General features: G+C 60.0%; 18 protein-coding genes and 3 rRNA genes. 10 read left to right on the top strand and 11 right to left on the bottom strand.

All coding sequences use genetic code 11. The features are described from left to right. The first annotated feature begins 78 nt into the window (after positions 1-78). Complete coding sequence (gene rpsT, locus V3314_RS06880; RefSeq protein WP_003247625.1) at positions 79-357, top strand: 30S ribosomal protein S20; 279 nt, start codon at positions 79-81, stop codon at positions 355-357. Between the two features lie 248 nt (positions 358-605). On the opposite strand, the gene V3314_RS06875 is transcribed toward rpsT, so the two are convergent. The 8 genes from V3314_RS06875 to V3314_RS06840 all read right to left on the bottom strand — a co-directional run bounded on the left by V3314_RS06875 (position 606) and on the right by V3314_RS06840 (position 12,878). Beyond that, positions 606-2,906, bottom strand: coding sequence for an MlaD family protein (locus V3314_RS06875; RefSeq protein ID WP_046617006.1), 2,301 nt, complete (start codon positions 2,904-2,906; stop codon positions 606-608). Beyond that, a complete protein-coding gene (locus V3314_RS06870; protein WP_046617005.1) occupies positions 2,899-3,522 on the bottom strand; it encodes a paraquat-inducible protein A in 624 nt (207 codons plus the stop codon). The genes V3314_RS06875 and V3314_RS06870 overlap by 8 nt, the downstream gene beginning before the upstream one ends. Further along, on the bottom strand, positions 3,509-4,168 hold the full coding sequence (locus V3314_RS06865) for a paraquat-inducible protein A (RefSeq protein ID WP_085601765.1): 660 nt from the start codon (positions 4,166-4,168) through the stop codon (positions 3,509-3,511). Before V3314_RS06865 ends, V3314_RS06870 begins: the two co-directional genes overlap by 14 nt. A gap of 245 nt (positions 4,169-4,413) precedes the next feature. Beyond that, positions 4,414-4,529 (bottom strand): 5S ribosomal RNA (rrf, locus tag V3314_RS06860). Between the two features lie 131 nt (positions 4,530-4,660). Then, positions 4,661-7,552: ribosomal RNA gene (locus V3314_RS06855) — 23S ribosomal RNA — on the bottom strand. A 316-nt stretch (positions 7,553-7,868) separates the two neighbouring features. Next, a 16S ribosomal RNA gene (locus tag V3314_RS06850) occupies positions 7,869-9,405 on the bottom strand. The 16S, 23S and 5S rRNA genes sit together here, the layout of an rRNA operon. 559 nt (positions 9,406-9,964) lie before the next feature. Next, positions 9,965-11,458, bottom strand: a complete 1,494-nt coding sequence (locus V3314_RS06845) for a CoA-acylating methylmalonate-semialdehyde dehydrogenase (RefSeq protein WP_046616869.1) — start codon at positions 11,456-11,458, stop codon at positions 9,965-9,967. A gap of 73 nt (positions 11,459-11,531) precedes the next feature. Beyond that, positions 11,532-12,878, bottom strand: a complete 1,347-nt coding sequence (locus tag V3314_RS06840; protein ID WP_046616868.1) for an aspartate aminotransferase family protein — start codon at positions 12,876-12,878, stop codon at positions 11,532-11,534. Between the two features lie 118 nt (positions 12,879-12,996). On the opposite strand from V3314_RS06840, the gene V3314_RS06835 reads away from it, so the two are divergent. The 5 genes from V3314_RS06835 (at position 12,997) to V3314_RS06815 (ending at position 17,351) form a co-directional block, all read left to right on the top strand. Next, the gene (locus V3314_RS06835; RefSeq protein ID WP_046616867.1) at positions 12,997-13,914 is read left to right on the top strand and encodes a LysR family transcriptional regulator; all 918 of its coding nucleotides are present in this window, start codon (positions 12,997-12,999) and stop codon (positions 13,912-13,914) included. 90 nt (positions 13,915-14,004) lie between these two features. Then, positions 14,005-14,667 (top strand): TetR/AcrR family transcriptional regulator, encoded by a 663-nt coding sequence (locus V3314_RS06830; protein ID WP_003257076.1) that lies wholly within the window; start codon positions 14,005-14,007, stop codon positions 14,665-14,667. Between the two features lie 9 nt (positions 14,668-14,676). Further along, complete coding sequence (locus tag V3314_RS06825) at positions 14,677-15,261, top strand: YigZ family protein (RefSeq protein ID WP_016484768.1); 585 nt, start codon at positions 14,677-14,679, stop codon at positions 15,259-15,261. A gap of 369 nt (positions 15,262-15,630) precedes the next feature. Further along, a complete protein-coding gene (locus tag V3314_RS06820; protein WP_046616864.1) occupies positions 15,631-16,317 on the top strand; it encodes an SDR family oxidoreductase in 687 nt (228 codons plus the stop codon). 86 nt (positions 16,318-16,403) lie between these two features. Then, a complete protein-coding gene (locus tag V3314_RS06815; protein WP_046616863.1) occupies positions 16,404-17,351 on the top strand; it encodes an adenosine deaminase in 948 nt (315 codons plus the stop codon). 31 nt (positions 17,352-17,382) lie between these two features. Here V3314_RS06815 and V3314_RS06810 read toward each other — a convergent pair whose 3' ends face one another. Next, positions 17,383-18,096, bottom strand: coding sequence for a helix-turn-helix transcriptional regulator (locus V3314_RS06810; protein ID WP_046616862.1), 714 nt, complete (start codon positions 18,094-18,096; stop codon positions 17,383-17,385). A 487-nt stretch (positions 18,097-18,583) separates the two neighbouring features. Between V3314_RS06810 and V3314_RS06805 the strand changes: the two genes are divergently transcribed. After that, positions 18,584-18,781 (top strand): hypothetical protein, encoded by a 198-nt coding sequence (locus tag V3314_RS06805; RefSeq protein ID WP_085601455.1) that lies wholly within the window; start codon positions 18,584-18,586, stop codon positions 18,779-18,781. On the opposite strand, the gene V3314_RS06800 is transcribed toward V3314_RS06805, so the two are convergent. After that, positions 18,732-19,913, bottom strand: coding sequence for a multidrug effflux MFS transporter (locus tag V3314_RS06800; protein ID WP_085601454.1), 1,182 nt, complete (start codon positions 19,911-19,913; stop codon positions 18,732-18,734). The genes V3314_RS06805 and V3314_RS06800 overlap by 50 nt on opposite strands. Positions 19,914-20,107: 194 nt before the next feature. Next, positions 20,108-20,305: a cation transporter gene (locus V3314_RS06795; RefSeq protein WP_046616858.1), complete on the bottom strand. Its 198-nt coding sequence runs from the start codon at positions 20,303-20,305 to the stop codon at positions 20,108-20,110. Positions 20,306-20,449: 144 nt separating this feature from the next. On the opposite strand from V3314_RS06795, the gene V3314_RS06790 reads away from it, so the two are divergent. From V3314_RS06790 to cueR, 3 genes are read left to right on the top strand one after another with little or no spacing between them, the layout of a single operon-like run. After that, complete coding sequence (locus tag V3314_RS06790; protein WP_046616857.1) at positions 20,450-20,836, top strand: hypothetical protein; 387 nt, start codon at positions 20,450-20,452, stop codon at positions 20,834-20,836. Positions 20,837-20,888: 52 nt separating this feature from the next. Continuing rightward, positions 20,889-23,288, top strand: coding sequence for a heavy metal translocating P-type ATPase (locus V3314_RS06785; protein WP_338460052.1), 2,400 nt, complete (start codon positions 20,889-20,891; stop codon positions 23,286-23,288). Continuing rightward, positions 23,285-23,695 (top strand): Cu(I)-responsive transcriptional regulator, encoded by a 411-nt coding sequence (gene cueR, locus V3314_RS06780; protein ID WP_046616852.1) that lies wholly within the window; start codon positions 23,285-23,287, stop codon positions 23,693-23,695. Before V3314_RS06785 ends, cueR begins: the two co-directional genes overlap by 4 nt. The last annotated feature ends 82 nt before the right edge of the window (positions 23,696-23,777 follow it).

Here is a 23,777-nt window from a genome sequence, read left to right as displayed (position 1 = left end):
ACATCCGTTCGACTGATCGGCATGATTCGCGGCCTATTTTGTTTGCTATTTACCTAAAGTCTTTCGAGGAGCTCGACGGTGGCCAACACACCTTCCGCCAAGAAACGTGCAAAACAGGCTGAGAAGCGTCGCAGCCACAACGCCAGCCTGCGTTCCATGGTCCGCACCTACATCAAGAATGTAGTTAAAGCCATCGACGCAAAAGACGCCGAAAAAGCGCAAGCCGCTTACGTTCTGGCTGTGCCTGTAATCGACCGTATGGCCGACAAGGGCATCATCCACAAGAACAAGGCTGCTCGTCACAAAGGCCGTCTGAATGGCCACATCAAGGCGCTGAAAGAAGCTGCAGCTGCCTAAGCGACGTGCTAGTCGAAAAGCCGACCCCAGGGTCGGCTTTTTGTTGCCTGCGATTTGTGCAAGCATCCCGCCCAGTTGATTACGATCGGCTTTTTGTAGGAGCAGCCTTGTGCTGCGAATGAGCTGCATAGTAGCCCCAGGCTTCAGCTGACAGCGGACATTGTCGGGGCTGCTACGCAGCCCATTCGCAGCACAAGGCTGCTCCTACGGAAAAGCGCAAGGCTGCATTTGGCAGCCCTGCCTCCACATCACTTGGCTATCTGAATCTTCGGCGCCCACTGCAGCCATTCATCCTCGGCCTTGTCGAACAAGGCGAACGTCTGCTGCGGCCGTGCCGGGTTGCCCATCTGCTCACCATCCGGCGTGGCAAAGGCGATACCGCCGTCGATCATGGTCTCCACCGACTCGGTACGCACCGTAGCCCCCTTGAACAGCCCCCAGTCGAAACCGAAGCCGCTGCTGTTCCAGAAGCGGCTACCGCTGCGCACCAGGGCCGCATAGCGCGGTTCGATCAGGATATGGATCAACACGCGGTCAGCGCTCTGGCCCAACTCGAAGCCCGTAACCTTGCCCACCGCAACCTCACGGTAGGTCACCGGCACGCCCGGCTTGATCGAGCCACGGCGCGGGGCGCTCAGCGTCAACGGCAGGCCGACTTCAGGCCCTGCCACCTGCGGGGCGTCGGCCAAGGCGATGAAATCGCGCTGCGGGCCACGGTCCTTGGCAGCCGGCTGCACCTCCAGATACTGCCCGCCCACCAAGGTGTCGAGGTTCTGCGTGCGCACCAGGCCGAAGGCGGGCTTGACCACCCAGAACTGCGTACCGACGCGGGCGATTCGATCCGCCGCTTCGGTAATGCGCGCCCGCAGCAGCACCGCCTGCAAGTCATCGGTCAGGTCGACGCTCTCGATGCTGCCCACATCCAGGCCGCGGAAGCGAATTGCCGTACCTGGCTTGAGGCCGTCGGCACGGTCCACACGAATGGTGATCAACGTACCTGCGCGGTTGACCGCGTCCTGGCTGTCATGCAGGCGGAAGCGTGGGATGTGGCGCTTGAGCGGAACATCGGGCCGTGGCGTGTCGAACGCGATACCACCAGCCATCAAGGTCTGCAGTGATTCACTCTTGATCTTGATACCCGACAGACCGCCCGTAAGGGTGATACCACTGACGTTCCAGAAGCGCGACGAACCGTTGACCAGCTTTTCGTATTCCTTCTCGATATGCACACCGATCAGGATGCGATTGCTGTTGCGGGCAAACTGGTAGCTTTGCACGCTACCCACCTTCACTTGGCGGTACATGACCGGGCTACCGACTTCCAGCGAACCCAGGGTGTCGGCGAACAGCACCATGTGCAGGCCTGGCGCCTTGAGGTCGAGCGGCGGCGCCTTGGCGCGGGCTTCGAACTCACGCTCTGGCCGCGCCCCCTTGTCACCTGGGCGAATGGCGATGTAGTTACCCTTGACCAGCGCCTCCAGGCCGGTGATACCCGCCAGGGAAATCGACGGTTTGACCACCCAGAACTGCGTGCCCTCGACCAGATAATCCTCGGCCAACGGGTCCAGCGTAAGCTCGGCCGATGCGCTGGCCAGGTTGTCTGCCATTGTCAGGGCTTTGAGCGAGCCCACCTGGATGCCCTTGTACATGACCGGTGTACGGCCCGCCTGCAGGCCCTCGTAATCGCTCAATTTCACCTTTACCCGGATACCGGCCTGGGCCGCATCAAAGTCCTCATACAGACGGAACGGCAGGTTCGAGTCGGTAGGTGGGCTGTCCTTGCGGTGTTCCGGCGTGGCAAAGGCGATACCACCGGCAACAATGCTCGACAGCGATTCGCTACGCACTTTCACGCCCGAGAGCGAGGCATCGATGCTGACGCCGCTGGCATTCCAGAAACGCGTGTGCTTGCGCACCAGGCTGGCATATGCCGGCTCGATGAAGACTTTGATTTCGACAGTGCTCTGGTCCTCGGACAGGCGGTAGCTTTTCACCCGGCCAACCTGGATCTGCTTGTAGAACACCGGGCTGTCACGGTTGAGCGACCCCAGCCGCTCGGCCTTGAGGGTAAGGTGCAGGCCCGGCTCAGTATCCGACAGCGGCGGCGCCACCTTCAACGCGGTAAAACGCTTGGTACGTTCCCCCTCGCCCGGGCTGACGGCGATGTAGTTGCCTGACACCAGTGTTTCAAGGCCGGAAATACCGGCCAGGCTGACGCTCGGCTTTACCAGCCAGAAACGCGTACCTTTGGTCAGGTGAGGCTCGGCAGCCTTGTTCATCTCGATGGTGGCGATCACCCCCTGGTTATCACCCTTGGCGTCGAGCACCAGGCTTTTGACCTTGCCAACAGGCATGCCCTTGTAGATCACCTCGGTCTTGTTGGCGACGATACCCTCGCCTGACTCGAAGCGGACTTCAATTTCCACACCGGCATCACGATAAGCCTGCCATGCAAGCCAGCCACCGATCATCAAGGCGATCAAAGGCAGGATCCATATGGCCGACCAGTTCGAGGCTGGGCGGGTTTTAGCCGTTGGCAGGTCACTCATGGTCGTCATCCGACTCCGTGTTATCCCAAATCAGTCGGGGATCGAAAGTTAAAGCGGCAAGCATTGTCAGGATCACCACAGTTGCAAAGGCGACAGCGCCCAGGTTGGCTTCGACACTGGCTATTCGGCCGAAATTCACCACCGCCACCAGGATGGCGATGACAAAGATATCGAGCATGGACCAGCGCCCAATGAATTCGATGAAGCGGTACATCAATATCCGTTGCCGCGCCGAAAGCGGCTGCCGGCGCTGAACTGAGTACAATAGCAAGCCGATGCCCACCAGCTTGAACGTAGGCACCAGGATACTGGCAATGAACACCACCGCAGCAATGGGCACCATGCCATGCTTGAGCAAGGTGATGACGCCGGACATGATCGTGTCGGGGCTGCCTTGGCCCAGGGTGCTCACAGTCATGATCGGCAGCATGTTGGCCGGGATATACAGGATCGACGCGGCAATCAGCAGCGCCCAAGTACGCGCGATGCTGTTCGGCCGACGGGCATGCACGATGGCACCGCAGCGTGTACAGGTTTGTGAAGTGCTGCCTGGCTGTTGCCTGTTCAGCTCGTGACACTCATTGCAGACAAGAATGCCTGCATCAATCGCCCGCATGCAGGTCCTCCCCCGATAGCGCACTCCAGATCTGGTGCGGTGACATCACCACCTCGAGCCACACCTGGATCAATAACAGGCTGATGAAGCAGAACAGCCCCAGGCCCACAGTCAGCTCGGCCAGGTCCACCAGCTTGACGATGGCCACCAGCACGCCCATGAAATAGACCTCGAGCATGCCCCAGTCACGCAAGTGGTGATAGATGCGGTAGAACAGCAGGCCGAAACTACGCCCCACGTTCAGGCGGATGCTCAGGAGCACGAGCAGCTGACAAAGCAGTTTTGCCAGAGGGATGGCCATGCTGCACAGGAACACCACCACAGCTACGCCGCGCATTTCCGAGTTGTACAGGCCCAGCACGCCGCTCCAGACGGTATCGTCCGATGTCTGGCCAAGCAGGTGCAGCTGCATGATCGGCAGGAAATTGGCAGGCACAAACAGCAGCAAGGCGGTGAGTACCAGGGCCAGGCTGCGGTTGACCACATTGTGCCGATGGGCGTAGAGCTCGTAGCCGCAGCGCGGGCATTGGGCCTTCTCATCATGCTGGAGCACAGGCTTGCGCAGCAGCAAGTCGCATTCATGGCAGGCGACAAGCTGGTCCAGCGGCAACTGGGCCAAGGTTTCAGGTTCGACAGGATTGGGCATATAGCGCTTCTGAATAGGTGCGTGGGCCTATTCTAGTGTTCTGGCTCGAATTGTGGGAGTTATGGGAGCGGGCAAGTCGAGGCATCGAACCGCCGCGAAACCGGCAACGCGGTGAATGGCACCGGCTTTGCCGGTGTCCGCGGGTGAACCCGCTCCCACAGAGGGGCGTGTGCAGGCCTGGGATTGGTAGGCCAGAAAGACAAAACCCCTACCTGCATACGCAGATAGGGGTTTTGCGAAATGAATCTTGACGATGACCTACTCTCACATGGGGAAACCCCACACTACCATCGGCGATGCATCGTTTCACTACTGAGTTCGGGATGGGATCAGGTGGTTCCAATGCTCTATGGTCGTCAAGAAATTCTGTTGCCAGAATGTCCAGATGGACAGCCCAGCGAATTCGGATATGCGATATTTGTGATGTTGCGAATTTTCGGTTCTTTCGTCTTCACCACCGCAATCTGCGCTAGCAAATTGCTTGGGTGTTATATGGTCAAGCCTCACGGGCAATTAGTATTGGTTAGCTCAACGCCTCACAGCGCTTACACACCCAACCTATCAACGTCGTAGTCTTCGACGGCCCTTCAGGGGATTCAAGATCCCAGTGAGATCTCATCTTGAGGCAAGTTTCCCGCTTAGATGCTTTCAGCGGTTATCTCTTCCGAACATAGCTACCCGGCAATGCCACTGGCGTGACAACCGGAACACCAGAGGTTCGTCCACTCCGGTCCTCTCGTACTAGGAGCAGCCCCTCTCAAATCTCAAACGTCCACGGCAGATAGGGACCGAACTGTCTCACGACGTTCTAAACCCAGCTCGCGTACCACTTTAAATGGCGAACAGCCATACCCTTGGGACCGGCTTCAGCCCCAGGATGTGATGAGCCGACATCGAGGTGCCAAACACCGCCGTCGATATGAACTCTTGGGCGGTATCAGCCTGTTATCCCCGGAGTACCTTTTATCCGTTGAGCGATGGCCCTTCCATACAGAACCACCGGATCACTAAGACCTACTTTCGTACCTGCTCGACGTGTTTGTCTCGCAGTCAAGCGCGCTTTTGCCTTTATACTCTACGACCGATTTCCGACCGGTCTGAGCGCACCTTCGTACTCCTCCGTTACTCTTTGGGAGGAGACCGCCCCAGTCAAACTACCCACCATACACTGTCCTCGATCCGGATAACGGACCTGAGTTAGAACCTCAAAGTTGCCAGGGTGGTATTTCAAGGATGGCTCCATGAGAACTGGCGTCCCCACTTCAAAGCCTCCCACCTATCCTACACAAGCAAATTCAAAGTCCAGTGCAAAGCTATAGTAAAGGTTCACGGGGTCTTTCCGTCTAGCCGCGGATACACTGCATCTTCACAGCGATTTCAATTTCACTGAGTCTCGGGTGGAGACAGCGCCGCCATCGTTACGCCATTCGTGCAGGTCGGAACTTACCCGACAAGGAATTTCGCTACCTTAGGACCGTTATAGTTACGGCCGCCGTTTACCGGGGCTTCGATCAAGAGCTTCGCTTGCGCTAACCCCATCAATTAACCTTCCGGCACCGGGCAGGCGTCACACCCTATACGTCCACTTTCGTGTTTGCAGAGTGCTGTGTTTTTAATAAACAGTCGCAGCGGCCTGGTATCTTCGACCGGCATGGGCTTACGGAGCAAGTCCTTCACCCTCGCCGGCGCACCTTCTCCCGAAGTTACGGTGCCATTTTGCCTAGTTCCTTCACCCGAGTTCTCTCAAGCGCCTTGGTATTCTCTACCTAACCACCTGTGTCGGTTTGGGGTACGGTTCCCAGTTATCTGAAGCTTAGGAGCTTTTCTTGGAAGCATGGTATCAACCACTTCGTCGCCTAAAGGCAACTCGTCATCAGCTCTCGGCCTTGAAATCCCGGATTTGCCTAAGATTTCAGCCTACCACCTTAAACCTGGACAACCAACGCCAGGCTGGCCTAACCTTCTCCGTCCCTCCATCGCAATAACTGGAAGTACAGGAATATTAACCTGTTTTCCATCGACTACGCTTTTCAGCCTCGCCTTAGGGACCGACTAACCCTGCGTCGATTAACGTTGCGCAGGAAACCTTGGTCTTTCGGCGTGCGAGTTTTTCACTCGCATTGTCGTTACTCATGTCAGCATTCGCACTTCTGATACCTCCAGCAAGCTTCTCAACTCACCTTCACAGGCTTACAGAACGCTCCTCTACCGCGTCATCAAAGATGACACCCGTAGCTTCGGTGCATGGTTTGAGCCCCGTTACATCTTCCGCGCAGGCCGACTCGACTAGTGAGCTATTACGCTTTCTTTAAAGGGTGGCTGCTTCTAAGCCAACCTCCTAGCTGTCTAAGCCTTCCCACATCGTTTCCCACTTAACCATGACTTTGGGACCTTAGCTGACGGTCTGGGTTGTTTCCCTTTTCACGACGGACGTTAGCACCCGCCGTGTGTCTCCCATGCTCGGCACTTCCAGGTATTCGGAGTTTGCATCGGTTTGGTAAGTCGGGATGACCCCCTAGCCGAAACAGTGCTCTACCCCCTGGAGTGATACATGAGGCGCTACCTAAATAGCTTTCGAGGAGAACCAGCTATCTCCGAGCTTGATTAGCCTTTCACTCCGATCCACAGGTCATCCGCTAACTTTTCAACGGTAGTCGGTTCGGTCCTCCAGTCAGTGTTACCTAACCTTCAACCTGCCCATGGATAGATCGCCCGGTTTCGGGTCTATACCCAGCGACTAAACGCCCTATTAAGACTCGCTTTCGCTACGCCTCCCCTATTCGGTTAAGCTCGCCACTGAATATAAGTCGCTGACCCATTATACAAAAGGTACGCAGTCACCTAACAAAGTAGGCTCCCACTGCTTGTACGCATACGGTTTCAGGTTCTATTTCACTCCCCTCTCCGGGGTTCTTTTCGCCTTTCCCTCACGGTACTGGTTCACTATCGGTCAGTCAGTAGTATTTAGCCTTGGAGGATGGTCCCCCCATATTCAGACAAAGTTTCTCGTGCTCCGTCCTACTCGATTTCATTGACAAGAGATTTTCGTGTACGGGGCTATCACCCACTATGGCCGCACTTTCCAGAGCGTTCCACTAATCTCAAATCAACTTAAGGGCTGGTCCCCGTTCGCTCGCCACTACTAAGGGAATCTCGGTTGATTTCTTTTCCTCAGGGTACTTAGATGTTTCAGTTCCCCTGGTTCGCCTCTTGCACCTATGTATTCAGTACAAGATACTCAGCTTGTGCTGAGTGGGTTCCCCCATTCAGAGATCTCTGGATCACAGTCTGTTTGCCGACTCCCCAAAGCTTATCGCAGGCTACCACGTCTTTCATCGCCTCTGACTGCCAAGGCATCCACCGTATGCGCTTCTTCACTTGACCATATAACCCCAAGCAATCTGGTTATACTGTGAAGACGACATTCGCCGAAAATTCGCATGTTGCTCTTTCGAGCAGAACTCACAAATTTTACCTTAGCCTGATTAACCAGCAGTGAAACTGGTCATCAGTCTATATATATCACATATCCGAATTTTTAAAGAACGATCTGACAAAAGCCAGAAATCAACATTCGAAGCGAATGCTCATTTCCGAGTTCTGACCAGGAACAACACTCGACCCTTGCAGGGCCTTGTCGTCTTCAACCATGAATCAAGCAATTCGTGTGGGAGCTCATCAGCAGGCTGATGTCGTCGATTAAGGAGGTGATCCAGCCGCAGGTTCCCCTACGGCTACCTTGTTACGACTTCACCCCAGTCATGAATCACACCGTGGTAACCGTCCTCCCGAAGGTTAGACTAGCTACTTCTGGTGCAACCCACTCCCATGGTGTGACGGGCGGTGTGTACAAGGCCCGGGAACGTATTCACCGCGACATTCTGATTCGCGATTACTAGCGATTCCGACTTCACGCAGTCGAGTTGCAGACTGCGATCCGGACTACGATCGGTTTTGTGAGATTAGCTCCACCTCGCGGCTTGGCAACCCTCTGTACCGACCATTGTAGCACGTGTGTAGCCCAGGCCGTAAGGGCCATGATGACTTGACGTCATCCCCACCTTCCTCCGGTTTGTCACCGGCAGTCTCCTTAGAGTGCCCACCATAACGTGCTGGTAACTAAGGACAAGGGTTGCGCTCGTTACGGGACTTAACCCAACATCTCACGACACGAGCTGACGACAGCCATGCAGCACCTGTGTCAGAGTTCCCGAAGGCACCAATCCATCTCTGGAAAGTTCTCTGCATGTCAAGGCCTGGTAAGGTTCTTCGCGTTGCTTCGAATTAAACCACATGCTCCACCGCTTGTGCGGGCCCCCGTCAATTCATTTGAGTTTTAACCTTGCGGCCGTACTCCCCAGGCGGTCAACTTAATGCGTTAGCTGCGCCACTAAAATCTCAAGGATTCCAACGGCTAGTTGACATCGTTTACGGCGTGGACTACCAGGGTATCTAATCCTGTTTGCTCCCCACGCTTTCGCACCTCAGTGTCAGTATCAGTCCAGGTGGTCGCCTTCGCCACTGGTGTTCCTTCCTATATCTACGCATTTCACCGCTACACAGGAAATTCCACCACCCTCTACCGTACTCTAGCTCGCCAGTTTTGGATGCAGTTCCCAGGTTGAGCCCGGGGCTTTCACATCCAACTTAACGAACCACCTACGCGCGCTTTACGCCCAGTAATTCCGATTAACGCTTGCACCCTCTGTATTACCGCGGCTGCTGGCACAGAGTTAGCCGGTGCTTATTCTGTCGGTAACGTCAAAACAGCAAGGTATTAACTTACTGCCCTTCCTCCCAACTTAAAGTGCTTTACAATCCGAAGACCTTCTTCACACACGCGGCATGGCTGGATCAGGCTTTCGCCCATTGTCCAATATTCCCCACTGCTGCCTCCCGTAGGAGTCTGGACCGTGTCTCAGTTCCAGTGTGACTGATCATCCTCTCAGACCAGTTACGGATCGTCGCCTTGGTGAGCCATTACCCCACCAACTAGCTAATCCGACCTAGGCTCATCTGATAGCGCAAGGCCCGAAGGTCCCCTGCTTTCTCCCGTAGGACGTATGCGGTATTAGCGTTCCTTTCGAAACGTTGTCCCCCACTACCAGGCAGATTCCTAGGCATTACTCACCCGTCCGCCGCTGAATCAAGGAGCAAGCTCCCGTCATCCGCTCGACTTGCATGTGTTAGGCCTGCCGCCAGCGTTCAATCTGAGCCATGATCAAACTCTTCAGTTCAATACTGCTTGGGTTTTTAAGAAACCCTAAACTTGGCTCAGCAATCTCAAATGACTATGTGATTTCTCGCATGGCCACTTGTGATGCTGATAATCTTTGTGACTATCAGTCCGTACTCACAAGCACCCACACGAATTGCTTGATTCGATTTGTTAAAGAGCGTTTGGTTAAGAGCGTTTCGTCTCAACCGAGGCGCGCATTCTACGCTTTCCTCATTTGCTGTCAAGCGTTTATTTTGAAGTTTTTCGCGAGAAACTCGTTTAGCTTCAAACACTTGACTCGCTGCGATCTCTCGTAGCGGGAGGCGAATCATACAGCGTTCAGAAGCGCTGTCAACCATCATCTCAACCGCTGGCGATCTTTTGATCGTAGCCCTTTCAGCTCTTTCGAACAACCTAACTTATTGAATTTCAAGAAGTTTGTCGTTCCGATGTCGCTGGAAGTGGGGCGCATTATAATGGGATTCGAGAGTGCGTCAACCCTTAATTTCAAGAAACTTCAATATCGCTGAAAAACAAAGCGGGGAGGCCTAATCGGCCTCCCCGCTTCTGCTCATCCCTTACAAACTAGGGAAGGCAAACTGCGAAGCCTCATGGCTGGCACGTTGCGGCCAGCGCTGGGTGATCGCCTTGCGACGGGTATAGAAGCGCACACCGTCCGGGCCATAGGCATGCAGGTCCCCGAACAGCGAGCGCTTCCAGCCACCAAAACTGTGGTAGGCCACCGGCACCGGCAGCGGTACGTTCACACCGACCATGCCCACTTCGATCTCGTCGCAGAACAGGCGCGCCGCTTCACCGTCACGGGTGAAGATACAGGTACCGTTGCCATACTCGTGATCGTTGATCAGTTGCATGGCCTGCTCCAGGCTGTTCACACGCACTACGCACAGCACCGGGCCGAAGATCTCTTCCTTATAGATGCGCATCTCCGGGGTCACGTTGTCGAACAGGGTGCCGCCGACGAAGTAGCCATCCTCATTACCGGCAACACGGAAGCCACGGCCATCTACCACCAGCTTGGCGCCAGCAGCAAGACCATCATCAATGTAGCCCACCACCTTGTCACGGGCAGCGGCCGTCACCAGCGGCCCCATGTCCAGGCCGCACGAGGTGCCGGCACCAATCTTCAGGGCCTTGATCTGCGGTTCCAGCTTGGCAATCAGGGCGTCAGCCACCTGGTCACCCACGCACACCGCCACCGAAATGGCCATGCAACGCTCGCCGCACGAACCGTAGGCAGCCCCCATCAGAGCGCTCACGGCATTGTCCAGGTCGGCATCCGGCATCAGCACCGCGTGGTTCTTCGCACCACCCAGGGCCTGCACACGCTTGCCGCGCTTGGTACCTTCAGCGTAGATGTACTCGGCGATCGGAGTCGAACCGACGAAGCTCAGGGCCTTCACTTCCGGCGCTTCGATCAGCGCATCCACCGCTTCCTTGTCGCCGTGCACCACGTTGAGGATGCCCTTCGGCAGGCCGGCTTCCAGCAGCAGCTGGGCGATGAACAGGGTCGAGCTCGGGTCGCGCTCGGAAGGCTTGAGGATGAAGGCGTTGCCGCAGGCAATAGCCAGTGGGTACATCCACAGCGGCACCATGGCCGGGAAATTGAACGGTGTGATACCGGCAACCACGCCCAGCGGCTGGAAGTCGGACCAGGCATCGATGTTGGGGCCGACGTTGCGGCTGTACTCGCCTTTCAGCACTTCCGGCGCGGCACAGGCGAACTCGACGTTCTCGATACCACGCTTCAGTTCGCCTGCAGCATCCTCCAGGGTCTTGCCATGCTCTTCGCTGATCATCTGCGAGATGCGCGCTTCGTTCTGCTCCAGCAGTTGCTTGAAGCGGAACATCACCTGGGCGCGCTTGGCCGGTGGGGTGTTGCGCCAGGCCGGGAAGGCCGCCTTGGCAGAGTCGATCGCTTCCTGCACGGTCGCGCGGCTGGCCAGCTCGACCTTGCGCACGGCCTGGCCGGTGGACGGGTTGAAGACATCGGCGGTGCGCTCACCCTTGGTAACCAGTTCGCCGTGGATCAGGTGCTGAACAATGCTCATGCAAAACTCCAGATAAAGAAGGTTGAGGCAGGCACGCGATGTGTTCACGCACCTGTCATCAGAATCGGAAAGATCAGTCGATCAGGTTCAGGGTTTCGCCCACTGCGTCGAACAGGCGGTCCAGTTCCTGCGGCGTGGTGTTGAAGGTTGGGCCGAACTGCAGGGTGTCGCCACCGAAGCGTACATAGAAGCCTGCCTTCCACAGTTTCATCGCCGCTTCGTACGGACGCACGATGGCATCACCGTCGCGGGCAGCGATCTGGATCGCGCCGGCCAGGCCGTAGTTGCGGATATCGACGATGTTCTTGGTGCCCTTCACGCCATGCAGCAGCTTCTCGAAGTGCGGCGCCAGCTCGGCGGCGGCCTGCACCAGGTTTTCCTTCTGCAGCAGGTCCAGCGCGGCGATACCGGCGGCGCAGGCTACCGGGTGGGCCGAGTAGGTATAGCCGTGGGGGAATTCCACGGCGTACTCCGGGGTCGGCTGGTTCATGAAGGTCTGGTAGATCTCGCTGCTGGCGATCACCGCGCCCATCGGGATGGCACCGTTGGTCACCTGCTTGGCGATGCACATCAGGTCCGGGGTCACGCCGAAGGCTTCGGAACCGGTCATCGCGCCCATGCGGCCGAAGCCGGTGATCACTTCGTCGAAGATCAGCAGGATGTTGTGCTGGGTGCAGATTTCACGCAGGCGCTTCAGGTAACCCTTCGGCGGCGGCAGCACACCAGCCGAACCTGCCAGCGGCTCGACGATCACGGCAGCGATGTTGGAGGCATCGTGCAGCTCGATCAGCTTGAGCATCTCGTCAGCCAGGGCAATACCGCCCTCTTCCGGCATGCCTTTGGAGAAGGCGTTCACCGGCAGCACGGTGTGAGGCAGATGGTCGACGTCCAGCAATTGACCGAACAGCTTGCGGTTACCGTTGACGCCACCGAGGCTGGTACCGGCGATGTTCACGCCGTGGTAGCCGCGGGCCCGGCCGATGATCTTGGTCTTGGTCGCCTGGCCTTTCAGGCGCCAGTACGCACGCACCATCTTCAGCGCGGTGTCGGCACACTCGGAACCGGAGTTGGTATAGAACACATGGTTTAGGTCGCCCGGGGTCAGCTCGGTGATCTTCTCGGCCAGCTGGAACGACAGCGGGTGGCCGAACTGGAAGGCCGGTGAATAGTCCAGGGTGCCGATCTGGCGAGCCACTGCCTCGGTGATTTCCTTGCGGGTATGCCCGGCGCCGCAGGTCCACAAGCCGGACAGGGCATCGAAGATCCTGCGCCCCTTGTCGTCGACCAGGTAGTTGCCTTCGGCCGCCACGATCAGGCGTGGGTCGCGCTGGAAGTTGCGGTTGGCGGTGTAGGGCATCCAGTGTGCATCCAGCTTGAGCTGGCTGGCGATACCGGCGGTAGCGGTTTCGGGCATGTTCATCGGCGGTTCCTCGGAAGACGATTAGGCAACGATGGATGTTGTTGCAGCTAAATTGGCACGGCGATAAAGTCTGAAAAAGCCAACATTTCTAATCTTCAGACAGGCCCTCACTAAACTAATGAGCCGACGCCCCGATCCACTTGCCCAAGTCAGCGATTTCGACATCCGCCTGCTGAAGATCTACCGCAGTGTCGTCGAGTGCGGCGGCTTCTCCGCCGCGGAAAACGTGCTGGGCATAGGCCGTTCGGCCATCAGCCAGCAGATGAACGACCTGGAGCAACGCCTCGGCCTGCGCCTGTGCCAGCGCGGCCGCGCCGGTTTCTCGCTGACCGAGGAAGGCCGCGAGGTCTACCATTCGGCGCTGCAACTGCTCAGCGCCCTGGAAAGCTTCCGCACCGAGGTCAACGGCCTTCACCAGCACTTGCGTGGCGAGCTGAACATTGGCCTGACCGACAACCTGGTTACCTTGCCGCACATGCGCATTACCCATGCATTGGCCGAACTCAAGGACCGCGGGCCCGATGTGCGCATCCAGATCCGCATGATCGCGCCCAGCCAGGTCGAGCATGGCGTGCTCGATGGCAGCCTGCATGTCGGTGTGGTGCCACAGACCAGTCCATTGTCGGGCCTCGAGTACCAACCGTTGTACAGCGAGCGCTCGCTGCTGTATTGCGCGGTCGGCCACCCACTATTCTATGCCGATGACCAGCAGATCGACGACGACCGCCTCAACAGCCAGGAGGCCATCACCCCCACCTTCCGCCTACCGGCCGAAATCCAGGCGCATTACCAGGCGCTGAACTGTACGGCCAGTGCTTCGGACCGCGAAGGAATGGCGTTTCTCATCCTTACCGGGCGCTATATCGGCTACCTGCCAGACCACTACGCCACGTTCTGGGTGCAGCAAGGCCGCTTGCGTGCCCTGAAGCCCCAGCAACGCTTCTATGACCTGAGCCTCAGCTGGGTAACGCGCAAGGGCCGGCGGCCGAACCTGGTGTTGGAAAGCTTCCTCGAAAGCCTGGCTGCGACACGCTGATGCCAGTCTGTGCCGCAAACGCTTGTCACTTCGGCACAGGCAGGTAATCTTGTCCGACAGCCGCAGCCACTGACCCGTACGGAATCGTCCATGACCCTAGAAGTCCCTGCGCATCGCCTCTCCGCCTCGGGCAAGCCCGCGGGCCGCATCCGCCAGAAGAACGAACAGGCCATTATCCAGGCCGCCGAAGACGAGTTCGCCCGCCATGGTTTCAAGGGCACCAGCATGAACACCATCGCCCTCAAGGCGGGGTTGCCCAAGGCCAACCTGCATTACTACTTCACCAACAAGCTGGGCTTGTACATTGCCGTGCTCAGCAACATCATCGAGTTGTGGGACAGCACCTTCAACGCCTTGAGCGTCGACGACGACCCGGGCGAAGCCCTGAGCCAGTACATCCGCACCAAGATGGAGTTCTCTCGGCGCAACCCGCAAGCTTCACGGATCTTCGCCATGGAGGTGATCAGCGGCGGTACCTGCCTGAGCGAATACTTCAGTGCCGACTACCGCGAATGGTTCCGCGGCCGGGCCGCGGTGTTCCAGGCCTGGATCGAAGCCGGCAAGATGGACCCGGTCGACCCGGTGCACCTGATCTTCCTGCTGTGGGGCAGCACCCAGCACTATGCCGACTTCGCCACCCAGATCTGCCAGGTCACCGGCCGCAGCCGCCTGACCAAGCAGGACATGGAGGACGCGAGCAACAATCTTATCCACATCATTCTGAAGGGCTGCGGTATCAAGCCGGCTGCCTGATCGTCATTTATGCCTTCTACCCTGCTCGACCTCTGCGAGTACCGCGAGGAAATCCGCAAAAGCCGCTTCATCACCCTCGCCGGGCCGATCAGCAGCGCCGCCGACGCGATGAGTTTCATCGAACGCCACAGCGACCTGGCCGCCACTCACAACTGCTGGGCCTGGAAACTTGGCGCCCAGTACCGCAGCAGCGATGACGGCGAACCTGGTGGTACCGCGGGGCGGCCAATCCTCGCAGCCATCGAAGCGCAGGACTGCGACCAGGTGGTGGTGCTGGTGATCCGCTGGTACGGCGGCATCCAGCTGGGCACCGGCGGCCTGGCCAGGGCCTATGGCGGCGGTGCCAACAAGTGCCTGCAACAGGCACCCAAGCGGCTGCTGGTGCAGCGCAGCGAATTCACCTGCAGTTGCAGTTTCAGCGAACTGGCGCTTGTGAAGTTGCGTCTGGCCGAGGTTGACGGCCTGGTCCTGGATGAGCAGTTCACCGCCAATGGCGTGGACCTGCTCATTGCCCTGGGTGACGCCCACCTGGCGCCACTGCAGCAGCAGTTGGCCGACCTGAGCCGCGGGCGTATTCTGCTCGAAGCACGCTGAACATTGCCCACAACAACTGTGGGCCGGCCTGTGGATAAGCTTGGGGCACTCGCTTGCAGGCGGCATTACTCAAGGGCTGCAGAGCCTTGATCATATTTTGATCACCATTTGATGACAGCCGCAAACCGTTGATGCTCCTGACGTTATCCCCAGGCCCACAGCCTGCCTAGCCCTGCACAGCCATCTGCGCTTGCACACAATAACTGTGGACCAGCTGGTGGATAACCCGTGCGGCAACAAGCCGAAGGCCACGCCGTACAAGGGCCTGACGCAACTGGTGATTTTTCGTACAACCTACGACAAGGCGCCCGGCACCACAGTGCATTATCCTCAATACCCTTCTTCGAACCGATCACGGAGCGCATCCACATGGCTAACGCAAAAACCGCACTTATCATCGGGGCCTCGCGCGGGCTGGGCCTGGGCCTGGTGCAACGCCTGCACGAAGACGGCTGGAACATCACCGCCACCGTGCGCAACCCGCAGCAGCCCGGCGCCCTGGCGAATGTGCCCGGCGTGCGCATCGAACAGCTGGAAATGAACGACACGGCCCAGCTCGATGGCCTGAAGCAACGCCTGCAAGGCCAGGTGTTCGACTTGATATTCGTCAACGCCGGGGTCATGGGCCCCCTGCCGCAGGACTTGGAAGCGGTACAGAACAAGGACATCGGCGACCTGTTCATGACCAATGCCGTGGCGCCAATCCGCGTGGCCCGCCGCCTGGTCGGCCAAGTACGCGAAAGCAGCGGCGTGCTGGCCTTCATGAGCTCGATCCTGGGCAGCGTGACCATCCCCGATGGCGGCGAAATCTGCCTGTACAAGGCCAGCAAGGCGGCCCTGAACTCGATGATCAACAGCTTCGTCGTAGAGCAACAACGCCCCGACCTGTGCGTGCTGGCCATGCACCCGGGTTGGGTGAAAACCGACATGGGCGGTGAAAACGCCGAGATCGACGTGCTGACCAGCACCCGCGGCATGCTTGAACAGATCAAGGCGCAAAGCGGCAACGGCGGCCTGCGCTTCATCAACTACAAGGGCGAACCCTTGGTCTGGTGATTCACCAGGTCGCAGCCTGGCCGGGCGCAATACCCGGCCAGGCTCTGTAGAATGGCGGCAACCGTACCTGATCGAGATGACCCACCATGTATGACTGGTTGAACGCCCTGCCCAAGGCCGAACTGCACCTGCACCTGGAAGGCTCGCTGGAGCCCGAGCTGCTGTTCGCCCTGGCCGAGCGCAACAAGATCGCCCTGCCCTGGGCCGATGTGGAGACCTTGCGCGGTGCCTATGCCTTCAACAACCTGCAGGAGTTCCTGGACTTATATTACCAGGGCGCCGACGTGCTGCGTAACGAGCAGGACTTCTACGACCTGACCTGGGCCTACCTGCAACGCTGCAAGGCTCAGAACGTTATCCACACCGAACCGTTCTTCGACCCACAGACCCATACCGACCGCGGTATCCCCTTCGAAGTGGTGCTCAACGGTATCAACCAGGCGCTCAGGGACGGTCGCGAACAATTGGGCATCAGCAGCGGCCTGATCCTCAGCTTCCTGCGCCACCTCAGCGAAGATGAGGCGCAGAAAACCCTCGACCAGGCCCTGCCGTTCCGCGATGCGTTCATCGCCGTTGGCCTGGACAGCTCGGAAATGGGCCACCCGCCGAGCAAGTTCCAGCGCGTGTTCGACCGTGCCCGCAGTGAAGGCCTGGTCGCCGTTGCCCATGCTGGCGAGGAAGGCCCGCCCGAGTACATCTGGGAAGCCCTGGACCTGCTGAAGGTCAAGCGTATCGACCACGGTGTGCGCGCCATCGAGGACGAGCGCCTGATGCAGCGCATCATCGACGAGCAGATCCCGCTCACGGTGTGCCCGCTGTCGAACACCAAGCTGTGCGTGTTCGACCACATGAACCAGCACAACATCCTCGACATGCTCGAGCGCGGCGTGAAGGTAACGGTCAACTCTGACGACCCGGCCTACTTCGGTGGCTATGTCACCGAAAACTTCCACGCCCTGTACACGCACCTGGGCATGACCGAAGACCAGGCCCGTCGCCTGGCCCAGAACAGCCTGGATGCCCGGCTGGCCTGAATGACCTGACGCCGGCATGACGGTGTCGCGGTCAACCGACCTGCAACGTCGGCACGCGGGCAATGCGATTGATTTGCTGGATACCCAGCGCAGAGATATGCAATGCCCGCGAGTCCTCGGCTTCGCGCATCCAGCCAGACTGCAGGAACAGCCGGAACAAGGCCTGCCCCAGCACGCCACCCAGGTGCGGCCCCTGGTCGTTCCACTCGGTGCAGCGGCAGATTACACAGCCACGTTGCTGATTTGGCGCCAAAGCATCGATGTAGACCCCGACCAAAGCCAACTGCGTCCGCCCCTCCTCGCTTACCATCAGCTGTCGACCACTACCCTCCAACCAGCCGGCCACCACCAGACGGTGATACAGCTCACCGGCCAGTTCCCCGCCCAAGTGATCGCCACAGCGACGCGCCCTGCGTATCGACATGGGCAGCGCTGATACCGGCGCCTTGGCCCGCTCCCCCCTGGCGTTCTCCAGCTGGACACTGGCCAGGGCCTCCACCGCTGCCCCGACTTGTGGGGTGGCCAGCCGGAAGTAACGCTTGCGGCCCCGTGCTTCATGCCGGAGCAAACCGGCCGACGACAACAATGAAAGGTGTGCGCAGGCAGATGACGAGGTCAGGCCTGTCATTACCGCGAGCTCGTTGGCCAGCCGCGGCGTGCCGTCGATCAGTGCCCACAGCATGGCACTGCGCTTGGGGTCGGCCATCAGGCTGGCAATCTGGCTGATACTGCTGGCTGCGTTCATGTCCCTGTAACTCCCTGCAAGTTCACTGTGTGGATGCGATGGCCACCCCTGGCAGGGAAGCGCCTCTCGCTGGCACTGGCCTGGTTCGCCAGTATAAGCCGCAAAAAACGCCATTCAGGCAGCACAGCGCGGAGGCACCACCGGCAAAAAAACACTGGGTATGCCTACCCATGGCAAGCAGTGAAACAGTGCGTGAAACCTGTCCGGACCGCGCGGGCAAGCAGCCAGGCCCACATGGCGGGAACAAGGGAGCGACAGGCGGAAAAAACACCGGATGCATCTTCGGACGCGGCCGACAACCAATTTCCACAAATAACGCAAGCCAAAGCGAAGGTTCCACCTGCTTGCGGGCATTGCGCCCCGAGCAGGAAAAACAGGTAGAAAACGTTCTTGGCGACCGTCAGTCAGGACACTGATTCAGGTCATGGCAGGCCGAAGGTGCAGCGCTACACTTCATCCGCTCTCCCCCCTTTGGAGGTATGCCGCGATGAAAATTGTCGTCAGTGCGTCGAGCCGAAACCCCGCCTGCCCCTGGCAGGTCCAGCTCGATCAACACGTGGTCAGTTTCCGCAGCGAGGCCGAAGCGCGCGCCTTCGTCGCCACGCTGGAAACCCGGTTGCAGGCACCTCACCCGCTTATGCGGGAGCCTTGGCCGGCAACCGTCGGGTCAGCAGCGCGACACTGACCACCAGCGCCCCACACAGGCTGATCACCAGCGCCATCGGCACCGCACTGCCATCATGCAGCAGCCCGACCAGCGCTGCGGCACCGGCAGCGACGCTGAACTGCAGGCAGCCCATCAGCGCCGAGGCACTACCGGCCCGTGCGCCCTGCCCGCTCATGGCACAGGCAGCGGCATTGGGGATGATACAGCCGAGGCTGGAAATGCAGACGAACAGCGGAACCAACAATGGCCACAGCTGAGTTGGCCGCATTGCCGCCACACCCAGCAACGCCAGGCCCGCAGCCAGGTAAAGCCACACAGCACGCGCCAGCAGGAACGCTGGCCCGCGCTTGGCCAGCAAGCGTGCATTAACCTGTGCCACCAGGATAAAGCCGGCGGCATTGGTACCGAACAACCAGCCGTAATGCTCGGCTGGCACGCCGTAGAGCTTGATGAACACGAAAGGTGAGCCGGCGATGTAGGCAAACATGCCGGCGATGGCGATACCACCGGTCAGGGCATGGCCGACGAATACCCGGTCAGCGAAGAGGCGCAGGTACTGGCGCAAGGCGCCAGACAGCGGTTGCCGCGGTATGTGCTCGGGCAAGCTTTCCGGCAGGCCCAGGCTGACCGCCAGCAGGCAGCCGGCACTGAACAGGCTCAGGGCGAGGAAGATGGATTGCCAGCCGGCCACGTTCACCAGCACCCCACCCAGCATTGGTGCCAGGATTGGCGCCAGGCCCATGACCAGCATCAACTGCGAGAACACCTTGGCCGAGGCCACCGGGTCGCACTTGTCACTGACGATGGCCCGCGACAACACCATCCCGGCGCAACCGCCCAATGCCTGGACGAAACGCGCCAGCACCAAGGTGTCGAGGTTGGGAGCATAGGCACATGCCAGTGACGCAAGGGTGAACAGGGTCACCCCGAACATCAGCGGCTTGCGCCGGCCAAAGCGGTCAGCCACCGGCCCGTAGGCCAGTTGCCCGATGGACAGGCCGAGAAAGTAGGCGGCCAAGGTGGCCTGAACGTGTTTTTCATCGGTGGCGAACGCCTGTGCCATGGCCGGGAAGGCGGGCAGGTAAAAGTCGATCGCCAAGGGCCCGAACGCACTGAGTGCGCCCAGGATGAGCACCATTCGCAGGTTCATCAGGAATCCATAGCAGGCTAAGCAAGTGCTCGATTCTACCTGCTGTGGGCCCTATCGACATGAAAACATTTGCAACAACTTCAAGGGCTGCCGCGGTCTCTGTGGGAGCGGGCGTGCCCGCGAATCAGGCAGCGCGGCGGATGGCACCGGCGGTGCCGGTGTTCGCGGGCACGCCCGCTCCCACAGGCAAGTGTTCAGGCTACTTCGGCCTGATAACCTTCATCGCGAATGGCCGTGAGGATCTGCTCCTGAGCCAACTCGCTCTGCACCCGTACCTGCCTGGCCGCCAGGTCGACCTCCACCTTGGCCGCGGCATCCTGCTCCTGCACCGCCCGGGTCACGGCTTTCACGCAATGGCCGCAGGTCATGCCTTGTACATTGAACACTTGCATGGGGTTACCTCCTTCAGGTTTTGCACGAGTCTCAAGCTTGCCATCGGGGCAAGGTCAAGACCTGTCGACAATAGCCGGGGTGGAAATCCGCGCGCGCGTCGGCCAAGCTGCGCCTTTGATGATCACGCAAGCAGGAGATTTTTCATGTTCAGGGCAGCATTGGGCGTCGTCGGGCTATTGAGCACGCTGGCTGCAGTGCCACCGGCCAGTGCCGAGGGCAACTCGGACTACAGCGTGCTGATCATTTCCCGGGAGCGCCTGGAAGTGGCCACCAGTTGCGAAATCGGCATTTACCTCAACGACCAGCTCTCCGGGCGCGTGTTCCAGGAGCAATCCACCTCGTTCAACCTGCCGCCCGGCCCGGTGGACGTGCGTCTGCGCCTGCTGCCCGGGCAAATGCCCGGCTGCGCTGCGGGCGTCGAGGACCAACGCAGCACACGACTGAACCTGCAGGCGGGCCAGATCAACAAATACCGCATCGCCATGGGGCAATATGGGCTGGAGTTGAAGCGAGCCGGCCTGGGCTATTGACCTTACCTGCGTGGCAAGGTTGATGCTGGAGGCCTGTCCAAGGAGGAGAGCCATGCCCGCATCCACCACATACGACCTGCCGATCTCCGGCATGACCTGCGCCAGCTGTGCCGGCCGGGTCGAGCGCGCCCTGCGCAAAGTCACCGGCGCTGAACAGGTCAGCGTCAACCTCGCCACCGAACAGGCCCGGGTCCAGGCCCCGGCCAATAGCTTGCCCGCCCTGGTCGACGCCGTACACGAAGCCGGCTATGGCGTGCCTACCCGCACCGTCGAACTGCAGATTGGCGGCATGACCTGCGCCAGTTGCGTCGGGCGTGTAGAGCGCGCCCTCGGCAAGCTGCCGGGTGTTGAACAGGTCAGCGTCAACCTGGCCAGCGAACGCGCGCACCTCGAAGTGCTGGCGGCCCTCGCCGACAACCTGCTGATCGACGCCGTGCAAAAGGCCGGCTACAGCGCCAGCCTGCCGCAAACCGCAAGGGACGACCAGAACGCTGCACAACGCCGCCTGCGTAACGAACGCCTGGCGGTCGGCGCAGCCTTGCTGCTAGCCCTGCCATTGGTGGTGCCCATGCTGGTGCAGCCGTTTGGCGTGCACTGGATGTTGCCAGCGTGGGTGCAGTTCCTGCTGGCCACACCGGTGCAGTTCATTCTTGGCGCGCGGTTCTACGTGGCTGCCTGGAAGGCCGTGCGCGCCGGTACCGGCAACATGGACCTGCTGGTAGCCCTGGGCACCAGCGCCGGCTATGGCCTGAGCCTGTACCAGTGGGCGCAGGCCCCCGCCGGCATGGCCCCTCACCTGTACTTCGAAGCCTCGGCCGTGGTGATTGCCCTGGTGCTGCTGGGCAAGTACCTGGAAAGCCGTGCCAAACGCCAGACCGCCAGCGCCATCCGTGCCCTCGAAGCCCTGCGCCCGGAGCGGGCCGTGCGTCTGGTCGATGGCCGGGAAGAAGACGTGGCCATTGCCCAGCTGCGCCTCGGCGATCTGGTACTGGTCAAACCCGGTGAGCGCTTCCCGGTCGATGGTGTGGTGGAAGAGGGCAGCAGCCATGCCGATGAAGCCCTGATCAGCGGCGAGAGCCTGCCGGTGCCCAAGCAGCCCGGCGACAGCGTCACCGGTGGCGCCATCAACGGCGAAGGCCGGCTGCAGGTACGCACCCAGGCACTGGGCACCGAAACCGTGCTGGCACGCATCATCCGCCTGGTAGAAGACGCGCAGGCGGCCAAGGCACCGATCCAGAAGCTGGTCGACCGGGTCAGCCAGGTATTCGTCCCGGCCGTGCTGGTACTGGCGCTGATCACCCTGGTCGGTTGGTGGCTGGCCGGCGCGCCACTGGAAACCGCGCTGATCAATGCCGTCGCCGTACTGGTCATCGCCTGCCCCTGCGCCCTCGGACTGGCCACACCTGCAGCGATCATGGCTGGCACCGGGGTCGCCGCCCGCCATGGCATCCTGATCAAGGACGCCGAAGCCCTGGAGCGCGCCCATGCGGTCAACCGCGTAGTGTTCGACAAGACCGGCACCCTCACTTCCGGCAGCCCGCGCGTTGTCCACAGCCAGGCGCAGGTGGGCAGCAACGCCGACCTGCACCGACTTGCCGGTGCCCTGCAGCGCGGCAGCGAACACCCGCTGGCCAAGGCGGTACTGGATGCTTGCGCCGAGCAGGGCTTGGACGTGCCTGGCGTTGTCGACAGCCAGTCGCTGACCGGGCGTGGTATCGCCGGGCGCGTGGAAGGCCGCGAGCTGGCCTTGGGCAACCGCCGCCTGCTCGACGAAAGCGCCCTGCCACCCGGCGACCTGGCCGCCAAGGCCCAGGCCTGGGAAGCCGAGGGGCGCACCCTGTCATGGCTGATCGAACGTGGCGCACAGCCGCGGGTGCTGGGCCTGTTCGCCTTTGGTGACAGCCTCAAGCCCGGCGCCGCGCAGGCGATCGATACCCTGCACGCGCAACACATCAGCAGCCACCTGCTGACCGGCGACAACCGCGGCAGCGCCAAAGTGGTGGCCGATGCCCTGGGCATCGACGACGTGCATGCCGAAGTGCTGCCGGCCGACAAGGCCGCGACCGTGGCAGCACTCAAGCAGGATGGCGTGGTCGCCATGGTCGGTGATGGCATCAATGATGCGCCGGCGCTGGCGGCCGCCGATATCGGCATTGCCATGGGTGGCGGTACCGATGTGGCCATGCAGGCCGCCGGCATCACCCTTATGCGCGGCGACCCACGCCTGGTACCGGCCGCCCTGGAGATCAGCCGCAAGACCTATGCGAAAATCCGCCAAAACCTGTTCTGGGCGTTCATCTATAACCTGATCGGCATCCCGCTGGCCGCACTGGGTTATCTCAACCCGGTGCTGGCCGGCGCTGCCATGGCCCTGTCCAGCGTCAGCGTGGTGAGCAACGCGCTTTGGCTCAAGGCGTGGAAACCCACCAGCAACACCCAGGAGGCTCCATGAACATCGGCCAAGCCGCCCGCCGCAGCGGGCTCAGCACCAAGATGATCCGTTACTACGAGTCCATCGGCTTGCTCAAGCCCGCCACGCGTAGCGACAGCGGCTACCGCCTGTACCAGGCGGAAGACCTGCACAGCCTGGCCTTCATCAAGCGCTCCCGCGACCTTGGCTTTTCCCTCGAGGAGGTCGGCAAGTTGCTGACCCTTTGGCAGGACCGCCAGCGTGCCAGCGCCGATGTGAAAGCGCTGGCCATGCAACACATCGATGAGCTGAACCGACGCATCGAAGAGTTGGTCAGCCTTCGTGACACCCTCGGTGAGCTGGTTTCCCACTGTCAGGGAGACGACCGCCCGGACTGCCCGATCCTCAAGGACCTGGCCAACGGTGCTGCGGATGGCTGCTGCCACTGACCTGCCCGCAGCCCTTTGGTATGCCATATACGTCCAAACACGACCGAATAGTCACCAAAGACGACTTTACCTAGTAATTACG

This window comes from Pseudomonas sp. TE3-3-F2023 (assembly GCF_036784815.1).
Taxonomy (GTDB): Bacteria; Pseudomonadota; Gammaproteobacteria; order Pseudomonadales; family Pseudomonadaceae; genus Aquipseudomonas; species Aquipseudomonas pudica.
Note: the sequence above shows the minus strand (reverse complement) of the source record. Positions and strands in the feature narration are given on the sequence as shown.